General features: G+C 68.4%; 17 protein-coding genes. 12 read left to right on the top strand and 5 right to left on the bottom strand.

Annotated elements, in window-relative coordinates; genetic code table 11:
• Positions 1-11: 11 nt before the first annotated feature.
• The 3 genes from ACW18B_RS00590 to ACW18B_RS00580 all read left to right on the top strand — a co-directional run bounded on the left by ACW18B_RS00590 (position 12) and on the right by ACW18B_RS00580 (position 3004).
• Positions 12-776, top strand: coding sequence for a class I SAM-dependent methyltransferase (locus ACW18B_RS00590; RefSeq protein ID WP_492048921.1), 765 nt, complete (start codon positions 12-14; stop codon positions 774-776).
• An 84-nt stretch (positions 777-860) separates the two neighbouring features.
• Positions 861-1205, top strand: a complete 345-nt coding sequence (locus ACW18B_RS00585) for a P-II family nitrogen regulator (protein WP_492048920.1) — start codon at positions 861-863, stop codon at positions 1203-1205.
• Positions 1206-1492: 287 nt separating this feature from the next.
• Positions 1493-3004, top strand: a complete 1512-nt coding sequence (locus tag ACW18B_RS00580) for a phospholipase D-like domain-containing protein (RefSeq protein ID WP_492048919.1) — start codon at positions 1493-1495, stop codon at positions 3002-3004.
• On the opposite strand, the gene ACW18B_RS00575 is transcribed toward ACW18B_RS00580, so the two are convergent.
• The 3 genes from ACW18B_RS00575 to metX all read right to left on the bottom strand — a co-directional run bounded on the left by ACW18B_RS00575 (position 2940) and on the right by metX (position 5702).
• Complete coding sequence (locus ACW18B_RS00575) at positions 2940-3737, bottom strand: endonuclease/exonuclease/phosphatase family protein (RefSeq protein WP_492048918.1); 798 nt, start codon at positions 3735-3737, stop codon at positions 2940-2942. The genes ACW18B_RS00580 and ACW18B_RS00575 overlap by 65 nt on opposite strands.
• On the bottom strand, positions 3734-4411 hold the full coding sequence (metW, locus tag ACW18B_RS00570; protein WP_492048917.1) for a methionine biosynthesis protein MetW: 678 nt from the start codon (positions 4409-4411) through the stop codon (positions 3734-3736). The genes ACW18B_RS00575 and metW overlap by 4 nt, the downstream gene beginning before the upstream one ends.
• Before the next feature lie 136 nt (positions 4412-4547).
• Complete coding sequence (gene metX, locus ACW18B_RS00565) at positions 4548-5702, bottom strand: homoserine O-acetyltransferase MetX (RefSeq protein ID WP_492048916.1); 1155 nt, start codon at positions 5700-5702, stop codon at positions 4548-4550.
• Positions 5703-5779: 77 nt separating this feature from the next.
• On the opposite strand from metX, the gene ACW18B_RS00560 reads away from it, so the two are divergent.
• From ACW18B_RS00560 to ACW18B_RS00520, 9 genes are all read left to right on the top strand, one after another.
• Positions 5780-6292 carry a SixA phosphatase family protein gene (locus tag ACW18B_RS00560; RefSeq protein ID WP_492048915.1) on the top strand — a complete coding sequence of 171 codons (513 nt, stop codon included), beginning with the start codon at positions 5780-5782 and terminating at the stop codon, positions 6290-6292.
• Positions 6289-6633, top strand: coding sequence for a DUF952 domain-containing protein (locus tag ACW18B_RS00555; RefSeq protein WP_492048914.1), 345 nt, complete (start codon positions 6289-6291; stop codon positions 6631-6633). The genes ACW18B_RS00560 and ACW18B_RS00555 overlap by 4 nt, the downstream gene beginning before the upstream one ends.
• Complete coding sequence (locus ACW18B_RS00550) at positions 6630-7688, top strand: quinone-dependent dihydroorotate dehydrogenase (protein WP_492048913.1); 1059 nt, start codon at positions 6630-6632, stop codon at positions 7686-7688. Before ACW18B_RS00555 ends, ACW18B_RS00550 begins: the two co-directional genes overlap by 4 nt.
• The gene (locus ACW18B_RS00545; RefSeq protein ID WP_492048912.1) at positions 7685-8422 is read left to right on the top strand and encodes a TVP38/TMEM64 family protein; all 738 of its coding nucleotides are present in this window, start codon (positions 7685-7687) and stop codon (positions 8420-8422) included. Before ACW18B_RS00550 ends, ACW18B_RS00545 begins: the two co-directional genes overlap by 4 nt.
• A gap of 9 nt (positions 8423-8431) precedes the next feature.
• The gene (locus ACW18B_RS00540; RefSeq protein ID WP_492048911.1) at positions 8432-9922 is read left to right on the top strand and encodes a sensor histidine kinase; all 1491 of its coding nucleotides are present in this window, start codon (positions 8432-8434) and stop codon (positions 9920-9922) included.
• Between the two features lie 139 nt (positions 9923-10061).
• Entirely contained in the window at positions 10062-10970 is a 909-nt protein-coding gene (locus tag ACW18B_RS00535; RefSeq protein WP_492048910.1) for a class I SAM-dependent methyltransferase, read from the top strand.
• Positions 10971-10980: 10 nt separating this feature from the next.
• Positions 10981-11802 carry a bifunctional hydroxymethylpyrimidine kinase/phosphomethylpyrimidine kinase gene (gene thiD, locus ACW18B_RS00530; RefSeq protein WP_492048909.1) on the top strand — a complete coding sequence of 274 codons (822 nt, stop codon included), beginning with the start codon at positions 10981-10983 and terminating at the stop codon, positions 11800-11802.
• Positions 11799-12392 carry a nucleotidyltransferase family protein gene (locus ACW18B_RS00525; protein ID WP_492048908.1) on the top strand — a complete coding sequence of 198 codons (594 nt, stop codon included), beginning with the start codon at positions 11799-11801 and terminating at the stop codon, positions 12390-12392. The genes thiD and ACW18B_RS00525 overlap by 4 nt, the downstream gene beginning before the upstream one ends.
• Before the next feature lie 84 nt (positions 12393-12476).
• Positions 12477-13298 carry a PhzF family phenazine biosynthesis protein gene (locus ACW18B_RS00520; protein WP_492048907.1) on the top strand — a complete coding sequence of 274 codons (822 nt, stop codon included), beginning with the start codon at positions 12477-12479 and terminating at the stop codon, positions 13296-13298.
• A 10-nt stretch (positions 13299-13308) separates the two neighbouring features.
• On the opposite strand, the gene ACW18B_RS00515 is transcribed toward ACW18B_RS00520, so the two are convergent.
• Both ACW18B_RS00515 and ACW18B_RS00510 read right to left on the bottom strand, forming a co-directional pair.
• The gene (locus ACW18B_RS00515) at positions 13309-13656 is read right to left on the bottom strand and encodes a hypothetical protein (protein WP_492048906.1); all 348 of its coding nucleotides are present in this window, start codon (positions 13654-13656) and stop codon (positions 13309-13311) included.
• A 125-nt stretch (positions 13657-13781) separates the two neighbouring features.
• The gene (locus ACW18B_RS00510) at positions 13782-15674 is read right to left on the bottom strand and encodes an ATP-binding protein (protein ID WP_492048905.1); all 1893 of its coding nucleotides are present in this window, start codon (positions 15672-15674) and stop codon (positions 13782-13784) included.
• Positions 15675-15703 lie beyond the last annotated feature (29 nt).

Raw genomic sequence — 15703 nt, 5'->3', positions numbered from 1 at the left:
CCGGAGTCTCAATGCGTCGCGACGTGCTCGATCTCAGAGCCTTCTACGCTACCCCGCTGGGTCGCGCTGCGCGACAGATGCTGGCGCGCAAGATCGAGGAGGCGTGGGGCGACACCCGCGGACTCGATGTGCTGGGTCTGGGCTACGCGACGCCCTTTCTGGACTCGGCCCGCCAAAGCGCCCGCCGGGTGGTCGCCGCGATGCCCGCCAGCCAGGGGGTCGAGGTCTGGCCGTACGGCGTGCGCAACCTGGCCTGTCTGGTCGAGGAAACCGCACTGCCCTTGCCCAACGCCATGTTTGATCGGGTTCTGGCCGTCCACGCCCTCGAGGAAGCCGACGATCCGGCGGCTGTTCTGGCCGAGATCGGCCGGGTCCTGGCTCCGACCGGGCGGCTCATCGTCGCCGTGGCCTCACGCGATGGCTTCTGGGCCGGGGCCGAGAGCACGCCGTTTGGACATGGCCGTCCGTTCAGCCGCAGCCAGTTGGAGCGCCTGATCCGCGACGCCGATCTGGAGCCCGCCGGCTGGACCCGCGCGCTGTATGCGCCGCCCGTCGCCATGACCGCCGGCTGGGCCGAAGGGTTCGAACAGGTCGGCGCCCGGCTCTGGCCGCGCTTCGCCGGCTTGATCCTGATGGAAGCCGTCAAGCAGACCTTCGCGGTCAAACCGCGCGGGCACCGCGCCCGGGTGCGGGTTTTTGCCCCTGGCGTTCTGACTCCGAGTCCCGTGGGGCCAAGCCCGGCGCGTACGGCGCCTGTTCGGCAGGCGCCGACCTGACTTCGTGACGGATCGCTCTTGGAGGCACCGCGTTCCGAGCCTAGCTTGACTCTGTTGTCACTGTTTCGCTGCGGGAGCCGCGCCATGAAAATGATCGTCGCCATCATCAAGCCGAGCCGTCTTGACGCTGTTCTCGAAGCGGTCACCGAGGCGGGCGCATCGGGGCTGACGGTCACCGAGGTGCGGGGCTATGGCCGGCAGAAAGGCAAGACCGAGGTCTATCGCGGCGCCGAGTACGAGGTGAAGCTGTTGCCGAAGGTCAAGCTTGAGATCGCCGTGCCCATCGACGTGGTCGAGCCGGTGGTCGAAGCCCTGCAGCGCACCGCCAACACGGGCAAGATCGGCGACGGCAAGGTGTTCATCATGGACCTGGAACAAGCCCTGCGCATCCGCACCGGCGAGCGCGACGCGGCGGCGATCGCCGGATAGGGCGTCGGCGCCAGACAGTCGAGCGCCTTCCCCCCTTCGGTTAGGCTTTGACCGAGATTTCGCGCACTCATTCGCGCGCTTCCATACCGCCCCCGCAATGGGCTATCCCGTCTTGCCCGGGATACGGGGCAGAGGGTTGGGCCTCACGGCGGTCGACCCAACAGGCGGGGTTTCCGCGCCGCTGTGTCGGCTATCCTTTATCCGAACGCGACTGTCAGGGCGCCGAGGTTCAAGCGGAGCCTTAAAAGCCTCCGTGCGTTGTGGGAGCCGAACGCGATAGGAGTACCATGGGCGAGCCGTCTTCCGTTTTCCGGCCGGACTATAATTGCTGGCGCGTCGAGACCGCCGACCGGCTTGCCGTGTTCATCGACAATGATGAAACCTTCGACGCCCTCAAGCCGCTGTTGCTGGCGGCCAGGCGCTCGATCTGGATTCTGGCCTGGGTGTTCGACCCCTTGACCCGTCTGGACCCGGATCGCGTGAGGAAGAGCCGCGATCTAAAACAGGTCGATCGCGTCGGCCTGTTGCTGCGACGGCAGGCGGCTCTGAATCCCGCCCTGGACGTGCGCATCCTGGCCTGGGACATGCCGCCCCCCATCGCCGCCGCCCTGCTGTTTGCGCCCCAGCGCGGGGCGGCCTTTTTCGCCGGCTCCCGGGTGAAGTACCATCTTGACGGCACGCTGCCCGCCTCGGCCTGCCACCACCAGAAGGTGATCATCATCGACGGGGTCACCGCCCTGGTCAGCGGCGGCGACATCGGCGCGGACCGCTGGGACACCTGCGAGCATCTCGACAACCACCCGATCCGGCGTCTGCCCACCGGGCGGCACTATCCCGCCCGGCACGAGGTGGCGATGCTGGTCGACGGGAAGGCGGCGAGCGCGCTGGGCGACATGTTCGCAGAGCGCTGGCGCAACGCCACCGGCGAGACCGTCGTCCATCCGGAAAAGCCTGACGAGGCCCCGTGGCCGCATGACCTTGTGCCTGATCTGCGTCAGATGCCGGTGGCGATCAGTCGGACCAGCGCGGCCTGGAAGGGCCGCCCCGAGATCACCGAAAGCTTGCAGTTGCACCTGGCGGGCATCCGCGCGGCCAAACGACTGATCTATCTTGAAAACCAGTATCTGACCTCGCCGATCATCGTCGAGGCCCTGGCCGAACGGCTGGCTGAGCCCGACGGACCCGAGGTGGTCACCGTCGGACCGGCGCATAGCCCCAGCTATTTTGACCAGATCACCATGGACAGCGCCCGTACCTCGGCCATCAACCGATTGCGCTCGATCGACGTCCACAAGCGGTTCTCGGCCTTCAGCGCCCACACGCCCAAGGGGGCGGCGATCATCGTCCATTCCAAGGTGGCCATCATCGATGATCGGCTGCTGCGGGTCGGCTCAGCCAATCTGAACAATCGCTCGATCGGCCTGGACACCGAATGCGACCTGGCGTTCGAGGCCACGACCAGCGAGCAGCGCGAGGTTGTCACGGCCTTTCTGGTTCGCCTGATCGCGCACTTCCTGGCCCGCGATCCGCTCGATGTGCTCGACACCCTGATCCGCGAAGGCAGTCTGGCGGCGACGATCAACGCCCTGGACGTCAAGGGCGGCCCGCCACGCCGGCTTAAACCCGTGCCGATCAAACATCTGACCGGGGTTCAGCAATTCATCGCCGACTGGAACCTGGGCGACGCCCTTTCACCCGAGGACGCATGGCGACCCTGGGGTCGTCGCGTTCGGCTCAAGCGGGATCTGGACCGTCTGGCGTCGCCGCCGCCGGCCTTGCCAGAGCATTTGCAGCCGTAATCTCCAAGTCCACGACCAGCGGCAGGTGGTCTGAGGCGACCCTGGCCCGAGCGTCGTAGGGCGAGCGCACCGACACCGTCTCCAGGCCCTTGGTCAGGAAGACATGGTCGATGCGCATGAACGGGAAGCTGGACGGGAAGGTCGCCGTCGCCGGACGCAGCCATGTGCCGCTGGGCGTCTGGGCGTCGCGCAGGACGGTGCGAAGCATGCGGTAGGTGGCGGAATAGGGCGAGGCGTTGAAATCCCCGATCAGTACGCCGGGGGCGGTCCAGCCTTCCGAGGCCATCCATTGCTCACCCAGCAGGGCGGCGGCCTGACGCTTCTGCTCCTGGGGCACGAGGCCCAGGTGGGTGTTGATGATCTGGACGGGCGTGCCGCCGACCATCACCTCGATCCACAGGGCGCCGCGCGGCTCAAGGCCCGGGATCCGGCGATAGAGCGGCAGGCCGGCGGCCTTGATCCGGCGCTCGGGCAGGGCGGTGAGGATGGCGTCGCCATAGAGTTCGTCTTCCACCCCCATGGCCGGATGGAAGTGGAACTTCATCTTCAGCAGTTCAGCCAGCCTGTGGGCCTGATCCACGGTCTTGGTGCGCCGGCGCAGGACGTCCAGTTCCTGCAGCGCCACGACGTCGGGATTCTCGGCGGCGATCACGTCGGCCACCCGCTCGACGTCCAGTGCGCGGTCGGTGCCCACGCAGCGGTGGACGTTGTAGGTCATCAGTCGAAGCGTCATCCGTCGAAGAGATCGCCTGAGACAGCTGGAGGTTCCACGCCGTCGGCCTCCCGTCGGCCCGGCTCGACCCGACTGAGCATGAACAGACAGGACTCGGCCCGCCAGTTCTCGATCGGGCGGGATGGATCGATCGACCGCGCAGCGGCGCCGGCGGCGAAGGCGGCGCAGGCGTCGACCCGCACGTTCAGATCGTCGGTCAGGGCCAGGAAGTCGGCCAGGGTGCACAGATGGATGTTGGGCGTCGCCCACCAGGGCAAGGGCAAGGCCTTGGTCTCCGGCATCCGGCCCCGGCTTAAAAGCGACCAGCGCACCCGCCAGTGGCCAAAATTGGGGAAGGAGACGATGGCCCGGTCGGCGATGCGCAGCATCTCGTCCAGCACATGACGCGGCCGGCGCGTCGCCTGCAGGGTTTGGGACAGGATGGCATAGTCGAAGGTCTTGTCCGGGAAGTGGTCGAGGTCCTGGTCGGCGTCGCCCTGCACCACCGAAAGCCCGCGCGCCATACAGGCGGCGACGCCGCCGGCGCTGATCTCCAGCCCGCGACCGTCGATCTGCTTTTCATGCGCCAACAGGTCGAGCAGCGCGCCCTCCTCGCAGCCGATATCCAGCACGCGCGAACCGGGCCGCACGAGGCGCAGGATTTCGCGGAAGTCTTCGCGGGTGGTCATGGTCATGCCGAAAGTCCTCCCCCTGGAGGGGGAGGTGTCGGCGCAGCCGACGGAGGGGGAAGGGACGGCTGATTCATTGCGGTCTTCCCCCACCGACCTTCGGTCGCCTCCCCCATCGGGGAGAGGATCTTCGTCGCACGGCTCACGCCAACCCCCGCTCTCGCTCGACCGATCCCAGAAACCCGGCCAGGGCGGCGTCCATCACCGGCTCATCCAGCAGGAAGGCGTCATGGCCCTTGTCGCTTTCGATCTCGACGAAGGCGACACGGCAGCCTGCAGCCGTCAGGGCCCGCACGATGTGGCGGTTCTCTGCGGTGGGATAGAGCCAGTCGCTGGTGAAGCTCAGCACGCAGAACCGCATGTGGCGGGCCCGGGTGAAGGCGCTGGCCAGCACCCCGCCATGGCTGGCGGCGATGTCGAAATAGTCCATGGCCCGGGTGATGTAGAGATAGCTGTTGGCGTCAAACCGGTCGACGAAACTGGCGCCCTGGTGGCGCAGATAGCTCTCCACCTGGAAGTCGGCGTCAAAGCCCCAGGACAGGCCGTCGCGCTGCAGCTCGCGGCCGAACTTCCGCTGCAGGGCCGGTTCGGACAAATAGGTGATGTGGGCGGCCATCCGCGCCACGGCCAGGCCCTTTTCGGGCCGCACGCCATGGTCGGCATAGGCCCCGCCGCGCCAGTCGGGGTCGGCCATGATCGCCTGACGGCCCACCTCGTGGAAGGCGATGTTCTGGGCTGAGTGGCGGGCGGCCGAGGCGATGATCACCGCGCTGGCCAGCCGCTCGGGATAGTCCACCGCCCACTGCTGCACCTGCATGCCGCCCATCGAGCCGCCGACCACGGCGAACAGGGTCTCGACCCCAAGCGCCTTGACCAGCATCGCCTGGGCCCGGACCATGTCGGCGATGGTGATCATCGGGAACGACAGCGCCCAGGGCTTGCCGGTGGCCGGATTGACCGAGGCCGGTCCCGTCGAGCCCATGCAGCCGCCGACCACGTTGCTGCAGATGATGAAATGCCGGTCGGGATCCAGCGGCTTGCCGGGCCCCACCAGCCGCGGCCACCAGCCGGGCTTGCCGGTCGTGGGGTGCGCCGAGGCCACGTACTGGTCCATGGTCAGGGCGTGGCAAATCAGGACCGCGTTGGAGCGGTCGGCGTTGAGCCGGCCATAGGTCTGGTAAGCGACCTCCAGCCCGTCGATGGTCCCGCCGGAATCCAGATGCAGCGGCTGGCTGGCCGGAAACCGCCAGACACCGCCGTCGACTGTCGTGGATGCGACCAAATCTAAGTCAGCCATGCCGCCTTGGACCGCTTGCAGAAGAAGGTGTCAACCGCGCGCTTTCGGCGCAGCGCTCTGAAGGCTATGGAGTTGCCATGGACCGTCTGATCCTCATGCGCCACGGCCAAGCCGAACGGCAGGCCGCGACCGGCGGCGACTTCGAACGCGGCTTGACGTCGCGGGGCCGCGAAGACGCGACCCTGATCGGTCGGCTGCTGGCGGCCAAGGGCGCCGCGCCGGACTTGGTGCTGGTGTCCAGCGCCCGCCGCACCCGCGAAACCTTCGAGGCTGCTTCGGCCGCCTTTCCCACGGTTCGGGTCGAATTTCGCCGCGATCTCTATCACGCCGAGCCCGAGGAGGTGATGACGGCGATCGAGGATGAGGGCGAGGGCGCCGGCGTCGTCATGGTGATCGCCCACAATCCGGGTCTGCACGAACTGGCCCTGCGCCTGACCGTCCAGGGCGGTCCCGAGCCCCTGATCTTCAACAAGATCCGCAACCGCTTCCCCACTGCGACGGCGGCGGTGTTCGCCTTCGGCGCGGGCGGTCCGCCGGTGCTGGAGCATCTGTTCTACGCCGCCGAGCATGGCGGGAACGGCGGAGAATGACCCTGATCTACAAGATCCTGTCCCGCGCCGCGTGGGACGCCGCCCAGGCGCTTGGCCGATTCGACGGTTCGGCCGTCGATCTGGCGGACGGCTTCATCCATCTGTCGGGCGCCGATCAGGCCCAGGAGACCGCCGCCAAGTGGTTCGCCGGCCAGGCCGACCTGGTTTTGCTGGGCGTTGAGGCTGAAACCCTGGGCGAGGCGTTGAAGTGGGAAGCCTCGCGGGGCGGGGCGCTGTTTCCGCATCTCTATCGTCCCCTGCTGCCGACCGAGGTCGTGTCCTGCCGGGATCTGGACCTCGACGCCGACGGCGTGCCGCAACTGGGCGTTCTTCTCGCATGAGCTTTCACGATGTCGCCGCCCGCGCCCTGCATGTCCTTGATCCTGAAGATGCTCACGGTCTGGCGATCCAGGGGCTGAAGGCGGGCCTTGGCCCCCGCGACGGCGCGCCGGCCGATCCGCTGCTGTCGATCAACCTGGCCGGCCTGCATCTGAGCAGTTGCGTGGGTCTGGCCGCCGGCTTCGACAAGAACGCCGAGGTTCCCGACGCCATGCTGGCCGCCGGCTTCGGCTTCGTGGAGGCCGGCACCGTCACGCCTCTGCCCCAGGCCGGCAATCCGCGTCCGCGCCTGTTCCGCCTGACCCAGGACCAGGCGGTGATCAACCGCATGGGCTTCAACAATGCAGGGCTCGAAGCCTTCGCTGATCGTTTGGCCAAGCGCGCCGGTCGCCACGGCTTCGTCGGGGCCAATATCGGCGCCAACAAGGACGCGACCGACCGGATCGAGGACTATGTCACCGGCCTGACCCGGCTGTGGGGCTTGCCCGACTACTTCACCGCCAATATCTCCTCGCCCAATACGCCGGGCCTGCGCGCCTTGCAGACCAAGGCGGCTCTGGAAGAGCTGCTGGGCCGGCTGGCGGAAACCCGGGCGATGCTGAAGGCCAGCTCGACCAGCGACTATCCGATCTTCCTGAAGGTCGCGCCCGATCTGGAGGATGGCGAGGTCGAGGCCATCGTCGAGACCGTGGTCGCCAATGGCCTGGACGGAATCATCGTCAGCAACACCACGATCGCCCGTCCCGAGGCCCTGAAGTCGCCCCAGGCTGGCGAGACCGGCGGTCTGTCGGGCGCGCCCCTGTTGGCCCCGTCCACCGCCATGCTGGCCCGCTTCCATGCCGCCGCCGCCGGTCGTGTGGCCCTGGTCGGGGCCGGCGGGATCGCTGACGGTGCCGGCGCCTACGCCAAGATCAGGGCGGGCGCACGCGCGTTGCAGCTCTATTCAGCCCTCGTTTATGGCGGGCCGGGCCTGGTGGTGCGCATCAAGCGCGACCTGGCCGCGCGGCTGCGCGCCGACGGCTTTACCCGTGTTGAGGATGCGATCGGCGCCGCATGACCCGTGGACGCGCCCTGATGCTGTTGCAGCGCTTCGGACCCCTGGCGGTTCTGGTCGTGCTGCTGATCCTGGCCCTGGCCAGCGGCGTCGCCGAGCATCTGTCGCTGGAGGAGCTGCGCGCCCGGGGCGAAAGCCTGCAGACCTTTGCGCGGGAACGCCCGCTGCTGAGCGTGCTGATCTATGTCAGCGTCTATGTGGCGACCGTCTCGGTCTCCCTGCCCGGGGCTCTGATCCTGTCCTTGAGCGGCGGCTTTCTGTTTGGCCCGCTGGGCGGCGGGGCGGCGGCGGTCACGGGGGCGACGGGCGGCTCCACGGTGGTGTTCCTGGTCTGCCGCACCGCCTTTGGCGACTTCCTGCGCCGCTGGCCCAGCCGGCTGCTGTTGTCGATCGAAGCCGGGTTTCGACAGGACGCCTTTTCCTATCTGCTGACTCTGCGGCTGATCCCGGCCTTTCCCCTGCTGCTGGTCAATGTCGGGGCGGGGCTGGTGGGCGTGCCGGTGCGCACCTTCCTGCTGGCGTCCTTCCTGGGCATGGTGCCTAGCTCGTTTGTCTATGCCGGCATCGGCGCCGGTCTGGGCCATCTCTTCGCCCAGGGCGGCGCGGTTTCGCTGGGGACCCTGCTGACACCGAGGATCTACCTGCCGATCATCGGCATGGGCGTGCTGGCCTTTCTGCCGCCGCTGTGGCGCCATTGGCGACGTGGGCGCGTTGCCCCCACGCCCGACCTGAAGTAACCCAGCATCATGACCGAGAGGGTCTCGCCGCCGGATAACCCGCCCCCGCCAGCTCCACGGCGCTTCCCGTGGCCGCGCGGCCTGTCGGCGCGCCTGCTGCTGTTCACCGCCTTCGTCGTCACCGCGGCCGGCCTGATGATCCTGCCGCCCACCCTGGCGGCCTATGAGAAGCAGTGGTTGCTGGACCGCGTGCGGGCCGGCGAACTGGCCTCGACCATCGCCGAATCCGATCCCGAACTGCGGGTCAGCGACCAGGTCGCGGCCCAGATGTTCGACCAAGCCGGGGCCGTGACCGTCGCCGTGCAGGTCGACGGCGCCCGGCGTCTGGTCCTGCCGCCCAAAGCGCCGATGGCGACGCCCTATCTGGTCGACCTGCGCAGCCAGAACCCGGGCTCGTGGCTGGCCGCCCCGTTCTTCACCCTGACCAGTCCGCCGGGCAGCATGGTCCGCGTGATGGCCGAGCCACGCTTTCGCCGGGCCGAGTTCGTCGAGGTCGTGCTGCCCGACGCCCCGCTGAAGGCCCAACTGGTCGCCTATTTCTGGCGCCTGGCCGGGATGACCGTATTCGTGGCCGGCCTGGCGGGTCTGCTGGTCTATCTGTTCCTCAACATCTTTCTGGTGCGCCCCATGCAGCGGATCACCCGCGCCATGGAACAGTTCCGCGCCGACCCATCCGATCCCGCGGCGCGGATCGTGGTCTCCACCCGTCGCGACGAGATCGGCCGGGCGGAACTCGAGCTGGACCGCATGCAGACCGACCTGCTGACCGCCCTGGCCTCCAAGGCGCGGCTGGCGGCCCTGGGCGAGGCTGTGGCCAAGATCAATCACGACCTGCGCAACATGCTGACCAGCGCCCAGATGGCCTCTGACCGTCTGGCCGCCCTGGGCGATCCCAAGGTGGCCCAGGCCCTTCCCCGCCTCGAAAGGGCTTTGGATCGCGCCATCACCCTGGCCACCGACGTGATGACCTATGGCAAGTCCAAGGAGCCGCCGCCGGTGGCCCGTCCGACCCCGCTGCGCGCCGCGCTCGATAGCGCCGCCGAGGATTCGGGCCTGACCCCCCGCGGCGTGGCCCTGGAGACGGTGATCGATCCGCGCGCCCAGGTGCTGGCCGATCCCGACCAACTGCACCGCATCCTGACCAATCTGCTGCGCAACGCCCGCGAGGCCATCGAAGGCGCGCCCGATCGCGGCGGCAAGGGCAGGGTATTTGTCGAACTGCATCGCGGCGACGGCCTGTCGATCCTGCGGCTGTCCGACGACGGCCCCGGCGTCCCGGCCCGGGCCCAGGCCAATATCTTCCAGCCCTTCGTCGGCTCGGTGCGCCGCGGCGGCACGGGGCTGGGCCTGGCCATCGCCCGCGAACTGGCCCAGGGCCACGGCGGCGACCTGGTGCTGGTCGAGACGGGGCCGGGCGGCTCGGTGTTCGATCTGAGCCTGGCGGGGGTTCCCGAGCCGGTGGCGGAGGCCGCTGCGCCGGGCGACGGCGCCGAGGCCTAGGGGCGAAGGGCGAGGATCATCGCGAAGACCGTCCAAACTTCGCCGCGATTGCTGGACAGACACCGCTCCGGGTCCTATCCGCACAGGGCCCGGCAGGGTTGCGGTTTGAGCGCCCTGATCGCCACGGAGACCGATAAGCATGACCCCCCCCTCGCGACTCCTGGCGCATGACGACATCAAGGCTGACGCGCCAGAGGCCTGGTTTGCACGCCTGACACGGTCAGTGACCCAGCCCGAGCAGGAGGGGCTGCGGTTTCCTGACTTTCCATCCGCCGACATCCAGCGCCAGTTCGTCGGCTCGGCCTATGAGGACGCGCTGAACGAGGCCGCCGGCTTCTATCAATTCGCCCAGGAGGGCATGGCGCGTCGACGCTACGCCCACAGCGCCGGCGGCGGCTATCTCGACTTCGGCGCCGGTTGGGGCCGGATCGGCCGGTTCTTCCTGCGTGATTTCCCGGCCGACCAGATGGCCGGCGTGGATATCGATCCCGACATGGTCGCCTTCTGTCGCGGCGCGAACCTGCCCGGTCAGTTCGAGACCATCGCCAACGGCCAGCCCCTGCCGTTCGCCGACGGCCAGTTTCGTCTGATCACCGCCTATTCGGTGTTCACCCATTTGCCGCCCCACCTGTTCAAGGCCTGGCTGTCAGAGCTGATGCGGGTGCTGAAGCCTGGCGGCCTGCTGGTGTTCACGGTCGAGCCGCCGCGCTTTCTCGATTTCCTGGAAAGCGCTGACCCCAATTCGGACAATGCCTGGCTGGCCGCCCTGGCGGCGCACAAGGGGCGCATCCCCGGCCTGCGCGAGGATCTGGCCCGCGACGGCGTGGCCTATCTGCCCTCGGGCGGCGGGGCCTATCGCGACGTCGATGTCTATGGCGACACCACCGTCACCCCCGCCTTCCTGGCCCGGGCGGCGGCGGCGCGGGGCGGCGATCTCGTGACCTTCATCGATGATCCTTCGCGGTTCTGGCAGGCCGCGGCGATCATCCAGCGCCGTTCGCCGTTGCGCGACTTCATCTCGCGCGTCCGCCGCAAGGTCACCGGCTAGGAGCATGGCCATGACCCCCATCGCCTTTCACGGCCGCGTGCTGGTCATCGCCGGATCGGACAGCGGCGGCGGCGCGGGGATCCAGGCCGATATCAAGACCATCACCGCCCTGGGCGGCTATGCGGCCACCGCCATTACGGCGGTGACCGTGCAGAACACCCTGGGTGTCACCGGCGTACATCCGATCCCGCTGGAGATCATCGCCGCCCAGGCCCGCGCCGTGCTCGACGATATCGGCGCCGACGCCATCAAGACCGGCATGCTGGGCGATGTCGGCGTGGTCGAGACCGTCGCCGTGATTCTGGACTACGCGGCCAAGACGCGGGACGGCGGCGTTCCCGTGGTGGTCGATCCGGTGATGGTCGCCAAGGGCGGGGCCAGTCTGCTGGCCGACGCCGCGATCGGGGCGATGAAAAGCCTGATGATCCCGCGCGCGACACTGCTGACCCCAAACGCGCCCGAGGCCGCCGCCCTGACGGGGTTGACGGTGGAGACCACCGATGACCTGCGCCGCGCCGGCGAGGCCCTGCTGGCCCTGGGCGCCGGGGCCGTGTTGATGAAGGGCGGTCATGTGGGCGGCGAGCGCGTCGTCGACGTGCTGATGACGCCGGCCGGCGAGACGACCTTCGAGGGCGAGCGGATCGACACCCGCCATACCCACGGCACCGGCTGCACCCTGGCCAGCGCCTGCGCCACGGGCCTGGCCCGGGGCCTGCCGCTGGAGCAGGCGGTGGCCCGGGCCTGGAACTATGTCCATGAGGCGATGCTGCGCGCGCCGGGCTTTGGCGCCGGCCACGGCCCGCTGGACCACGGCTGGACCCTGCGTTCATGACGGGCGCGCTCGAAGCCCGCCTGATCGACATCGTACACGGCGTGCCGACGACGATGGAGGTGCTGCGCAAGGTGCGCGATCTGGACCTGCCCGATGGCATGGTGTTTTCCGGCGCGATCTATCAGCCGGTCTGGAATCACCTGACCGGCCGGGCGCCGGACTACGGGATCAAGGACTACGACGTCGCCTATCACGATGCGTCCGACACCTCCTACGAGGCCGAGGATGTCGTCATCCAGCGGGTGGCCGCCGCCTTCCAGCCGCCGCTGCGCGATCTGGTCGAGGTGCGCAACCAGGCCCGCGTGCATCTGTGGTTTGCCGACAAGTTCGGGGCCGACGAGCCCTATCCGCCGCTGGAGACCAGCGCCGCGGCGCTGAAGCGTTTCGTCGCCACAGCCTTCTGCGTCGGCGTGCGGATGGAGGCCGATGACCACCTCAGCGTGTTCGCGCCGTTCGGACTCGAGGATCTGTTCGCCTTGCATCTGCGTCCCAACCCCTTGCGGGTGAAGGGGGCGGGCGGCTGGGCGCGCACCACGGCCTCGGCCAAGGCGAGGTGGCCGGAGATCACGGTGGAGGGCGACCAAGGGTAATTGTCACCATGACAATGTAAGTTTTGATCTGTGGATCAATCGGAAATATCACGGTCGGCGTCATTCGTTTCAGAGACCCGCGCCATGCGCCAGTGGACCATCGACGCCTTCGCTTCCGGCCCGTTCAGGGGCAATCCCGCCTGCGTGGTCGAGCCTGTTGACGCTTGGCCCTCGGCCTCCTGGATGCAGGCCCTGGCGGCCGAGAACAACCAGGCCGAGACCGCCTTTCTGCTAAGGACCGCTGACCCGGCGCGCTTTGGCCTGCGCTGGTTCACCCCGACCTTGGAAGCGCCGCTGTGCGGCCACGCCACCCTGGCGGCGGCCCATGCGTTGTTTTTCGAGTTGGGCGTCGAGGTTCCGCTGCTGACCTTCGACACCCTGTCGGGCCCTCTGACCGTGCGGCGCGACGGCGAGCGTCTGGAGATGGATTTCCCGGCCGATCCGCCGCGCGCGACCTCGGTTCCCGAGGGCCTCGCCGCAGCCCTGGGCGTCGAGCCGGTCGAGATGTGGGCAGGGGCCTATCTGGTGGCGGTGCTGAAGGACGAGGCGACGGTGCGCGGGCTCAAGCCGGCTCTGGCGGCGCTGCTGGCGATTGAGGGCGAGGCGACCGGCGGGCCAGGCCAGGTGGTGGTCGTCGCCCTGGCCGATCCGGACCGGCCCTATCAGGTGGTCAGCCGGTTTTTCGCGCCGGGTTTCGGCATCCCCGAGGATCCGGCCACGGGCTCGGCCCACTGCATCCTGACGCCACTGTTCGCGGAGCGCCTCGGGCGTGAGGTCATAAGTTTCCACCAGGCCTATCCCGGCCGGGGCGGGGATCTGGAGTGCGAAGACCGCGGCGCGCGCGTTCTGTTGCGCGGCCGCGGCTTTACGGTGATCGAGGGCCGGCTCCGACTGGAGCCGGCCTGAGCTTCAGCGACTACCAGCGGCGGGGGCCGTGGCCGTAGCCCGCGCCATAGTCGCGGTCATGGCGCTCGATGCGGATCTGGGCGCTGATCCGGTCGAAGCGGCGATCCAGGTCCGCCCGTTCCCAGCCGCTCAGCCCGCCGTGGCGATAGCGCGCTTCCAGACGTGCGGTTTCGCGCAGTTGGCTGCGGAGGCGGTGGGCCTCGTTGCGGGTCAGGGCGCCGCTGCGCTGACCCTGTTCGATGCGGCGCTCCAGCATGGCCTGACGCTGATTGACCGACGCGGCGGACGCCACGGCGGGGACGACGGTCGCGGCGGCCAGGGCCGACACCGCCGTGATCGAAAGCAGGAATTTTTTCATCGGTCGGTTCCTCTTGAACGGTCCGTCGTCCCGCTGGACGACGTTGAGCTCAGGAAACCATCTCCCGCCTGAAGCGGTTCTGAGCCGCGCGTTGTCTGGCGTTCAGGTTCGGAAGAGGCGGCGGCTCAGGCCGCAGCGGCGAGTCGTGCGGCGGTCATGGCCGTTTCGATCGCCGCATAGAGCTTGGTGACCTCGATCGGCTTGGCGACGTGGCCGTCCATGCCGGCGGCCAGATAGCCCTCGACCTGATGGGCCAGGGCGCTGGCGGTGACCGCCACGATCGGGATGCGGGTGCGGCCCTCGGCGCGCTCGAGATCGCGGATCGTCCTGGCGGCTTCGACGCCATCCATGCCCGGCATGTGGATGTCCATCAGGATGATGTCATGACCGCCACGCTTCCACGCCTCGATGCAGGCCGCGCCGTCGGCGACCAGTTCCACCTCGGCCCCCAGCGGGGCCAGGATGGCGGCTATGACCTTCTGATTGGTCGGGTTGTCGTCGGCGGCGAGGACCTTGGGGCGGGAACGCGCCGTGGTCACTGGCGCGATGGTTTCCGGAAGGGCTGCGGCGTGAGCGTCTTCCTTGCCCCGTGGCATGGCCAGCACGACTGTAAAGGTCGACCCCTGACCCTCGCGGCTTTGCACGGAAATGGCGCCGCCCATCAGGGCCGCCAACTCACGGCAGATGGCCAGACCCAGGCCCGAACCGCCGAACCGCCGCGTCGTCGAGCTGTCAGCCTGGACAAACTTGTCGAACAGTCGGGCCTGGATCTCGGCCGAGATGCCGATACCGGTGTCCGTCACGTCGATCCGGAGACCCGAACCGTCTTCCGCGGACGCGAATCTTACGGCGATAGCGCCTTGCGGGGTGAATTTCAGGGCGTTGGAGACCAGATTTCCAAGGATCTGTCGCAGGCGATCGGAGTCGCCGCGCCACGCGCCCTGCGCCTCTGGAGCAACCGCCACCTCGAAGGCCAGCCCTTGGCTTTGCGCCTGATCGGCGAAGCTGTCGCGCAAGGATGTCGCGAGCGCCGACAGGTCGAAATCCTTGTCCGTCAGTTCCAGTCGACCGGCCTCGATCTTCGACAGATCAAGCACGTCGTTCAATACGGCCAGCAGCAGGCCGCCCGACTCGCGGATCACCGAGAGACGCTCGCGCTGGGGAGGGGCGAGCTCATCCATCGCCATGACCTCGGCCATGGCCAGGACGCCGTTTAGCGGCGTGCGGATCTCGTGGCTCATATTGGCCAGGAAGTGGGACTTCAGAACGTTGGCGGCATTGGCTTCGTCACGGGCCCGAACCAGGGCGGCCATGGCGCGGCGCAGATCGTGATCATTATGTTCCAGCCGAGACACCAGTTGGTTGAAGCTCTCGGTCAGGCTCTGAAAGACGTCGTCCTCGCTCGTTTGCTCGACGGGCTGAAAGTGACCGTCGGCCGCCACCCTCTGCATCGCTTCGGTCAGGCGCTGCATCGGACGCGTCATGCGGCGCGCCAGACCATTGGCCAGCAGGATCGCCAGGCCTGCCGAACCGAAGAACAGCGTACCGGTCAGGGCCAGGTCGCGAGCCAGGATCTGCTCCAGGCGGGGCTCGCGGGCGACCAGGGCCAGGGCGCCCACCTGACGACCATCCAGCAGGATCTTTCGAGACAGGGTCTGGGTCGACTTTCCGACGCCATTGGCCTGGGGCGCGGACCCGACCTGGGCGACCACTCGGCCTTGAAGATCCGTGATCCTGACGCCCGCCACGTGCGGGGCTTGATCGAGGGCGGCCAGAGCGCTGCGGACGCCGGTCATGTCACCTGCGGCTAGGGGCGCGGCGGCGCCGGCCGCAACCATCTGGGTGAGGACCTCGTGATTGGCGCGGGCTTCCTGCCGTGCGACGCTCCATTGCTGCAGCATAAAGCAGACGCAGGCGGCGATCAGGGCGATGACCGTCGTAATCAGCGCCACGCCCGCGATCCGCGCCTGAAGAGGCGCGTGAGTCGGGACGTCTGGGCTACGGAGCGGTTCAGGCATGGGCCGTCCCGATGAACATTAGCCTTCAT

The organism is Caulobacter sp. FV2ps19, from assembly GCF_058681035.1.
This window is presented reverse-complemented; position numbering and strand designations above follow the sequence as displayed.

Coding starts and splice junctions, on each gene's coding strand:
- ACW18B_RS00550 (WP_492048913.1), top strand. CDS start 6,630: ATGAGCTTTCACGATGTCGCCGCCCGCGCCCTGCATGTCCTTGATCCT.
- ACW18B_RS00535 (WP_492048910.1), top strand. CDS start 10,062: ATGACCCCCCCCTCGCGACTCCTGGCGCATGACGACATCAAGGCTGAC.
- ACW18B_RS00540 (WP_492048911.1), top strand. CDS start 8,432: ATGACCGAGAGGGTCTCGCCGCCGGATAACCCGCCCCCGCCAGCTCCA.
- ACW18B_RS00590 (WP_492048921.1), top strand. CDS start 12: ATGCGTCGCGACGTGCTCGATCTCAGAGCCTTCTACGCTACCCCGCTG.
- ACW18B_RS00560 (WP_492048915.1), top strand. CDS start 5,780: ATGGACCGTCTGATCCTCATGCGCCACGGCCAAGCCGAACGGCAGGCC.
- ACW18B_RS00525 (WP_492048908.1), top strand. CDS start 11,799: ATGACGGGCGCGCTCGAAGCCCGCCTGATCGACATCGTACACGGCGTG.
- ACW18B_RS00510 (WP_492048905.1), bottom strand. CDS start 15,674: ATGCCTGAACCGCTCCGTAGCCCAGACGTCCCGACTCACGCGCCTCTT.
- metW (WP_492048917.1), bottom strand. CDS start 4,411: ATGACCATGACCACCCGCGAAGACTTCCGCGAAATCCTGCGCCTCGTG.
- ACW18B_RS00545 (WP_492048912.1), top strand. CDS start 7,685: ATGACCCGTGGACGCGCCCTGATGCTGTTGCAGCGCTTCGGACCCCTG.
- ACW18B_RS00580 (WP_492048919.1), top strand. CDS start 1,493: ATGGGCGAGCCGTCTTCCGTTTTCCGGCCGGACTATAATTGCTGGCGC.
- metX (WP_492048916.1), bottom strand. CDS start 5,702: ATGGCTGACTTAGATTTGGTCGCATCCACGACAGTCGACGGCGGTGTC.
- thiD (WP_492048909.1), top strand. CDS start 10,981: ATGACCCCCATCGCCTTTCACGGCCGCGTGCTGGTCATCGCCGGATCG.
- ACW18B_RS00575 (WP_492048918.1), bottom strand. CDS start 3,737: ATGACGCTTCGACTGATGACCTACAACGTCCACCGCTGCGTGGGCACC.
- ACW18B_RS00520 (WP_492048907.1), top strand. CDS start 12,477: ATGCGCCAGTGGACCATCGACGCCTTCGCTTCCGGCCCGTTCAGGGGC.
- ACW18B_RS00585 (WP_492048920.1), top strand. CDS start 861: ATGAAAATGATCGTCGCCATCATCAAGCCGAGCCGTCTTGACGCTGTT.
- ACW18B_RS00555 (WP_492048914.1), top strand. CDS start 6,289: ATGACCCTGATCTACAAGATCCTGTCCCGCGCCGCGTGGGACGCCGCC.
- ACW18B_RS00515 (WP_492048906.1), bottom strand. CDS start 13,656: ATGAAAAAATTCCTGCTTTCGATCACGGCGGTGTCGGCCCTGGCCGCC.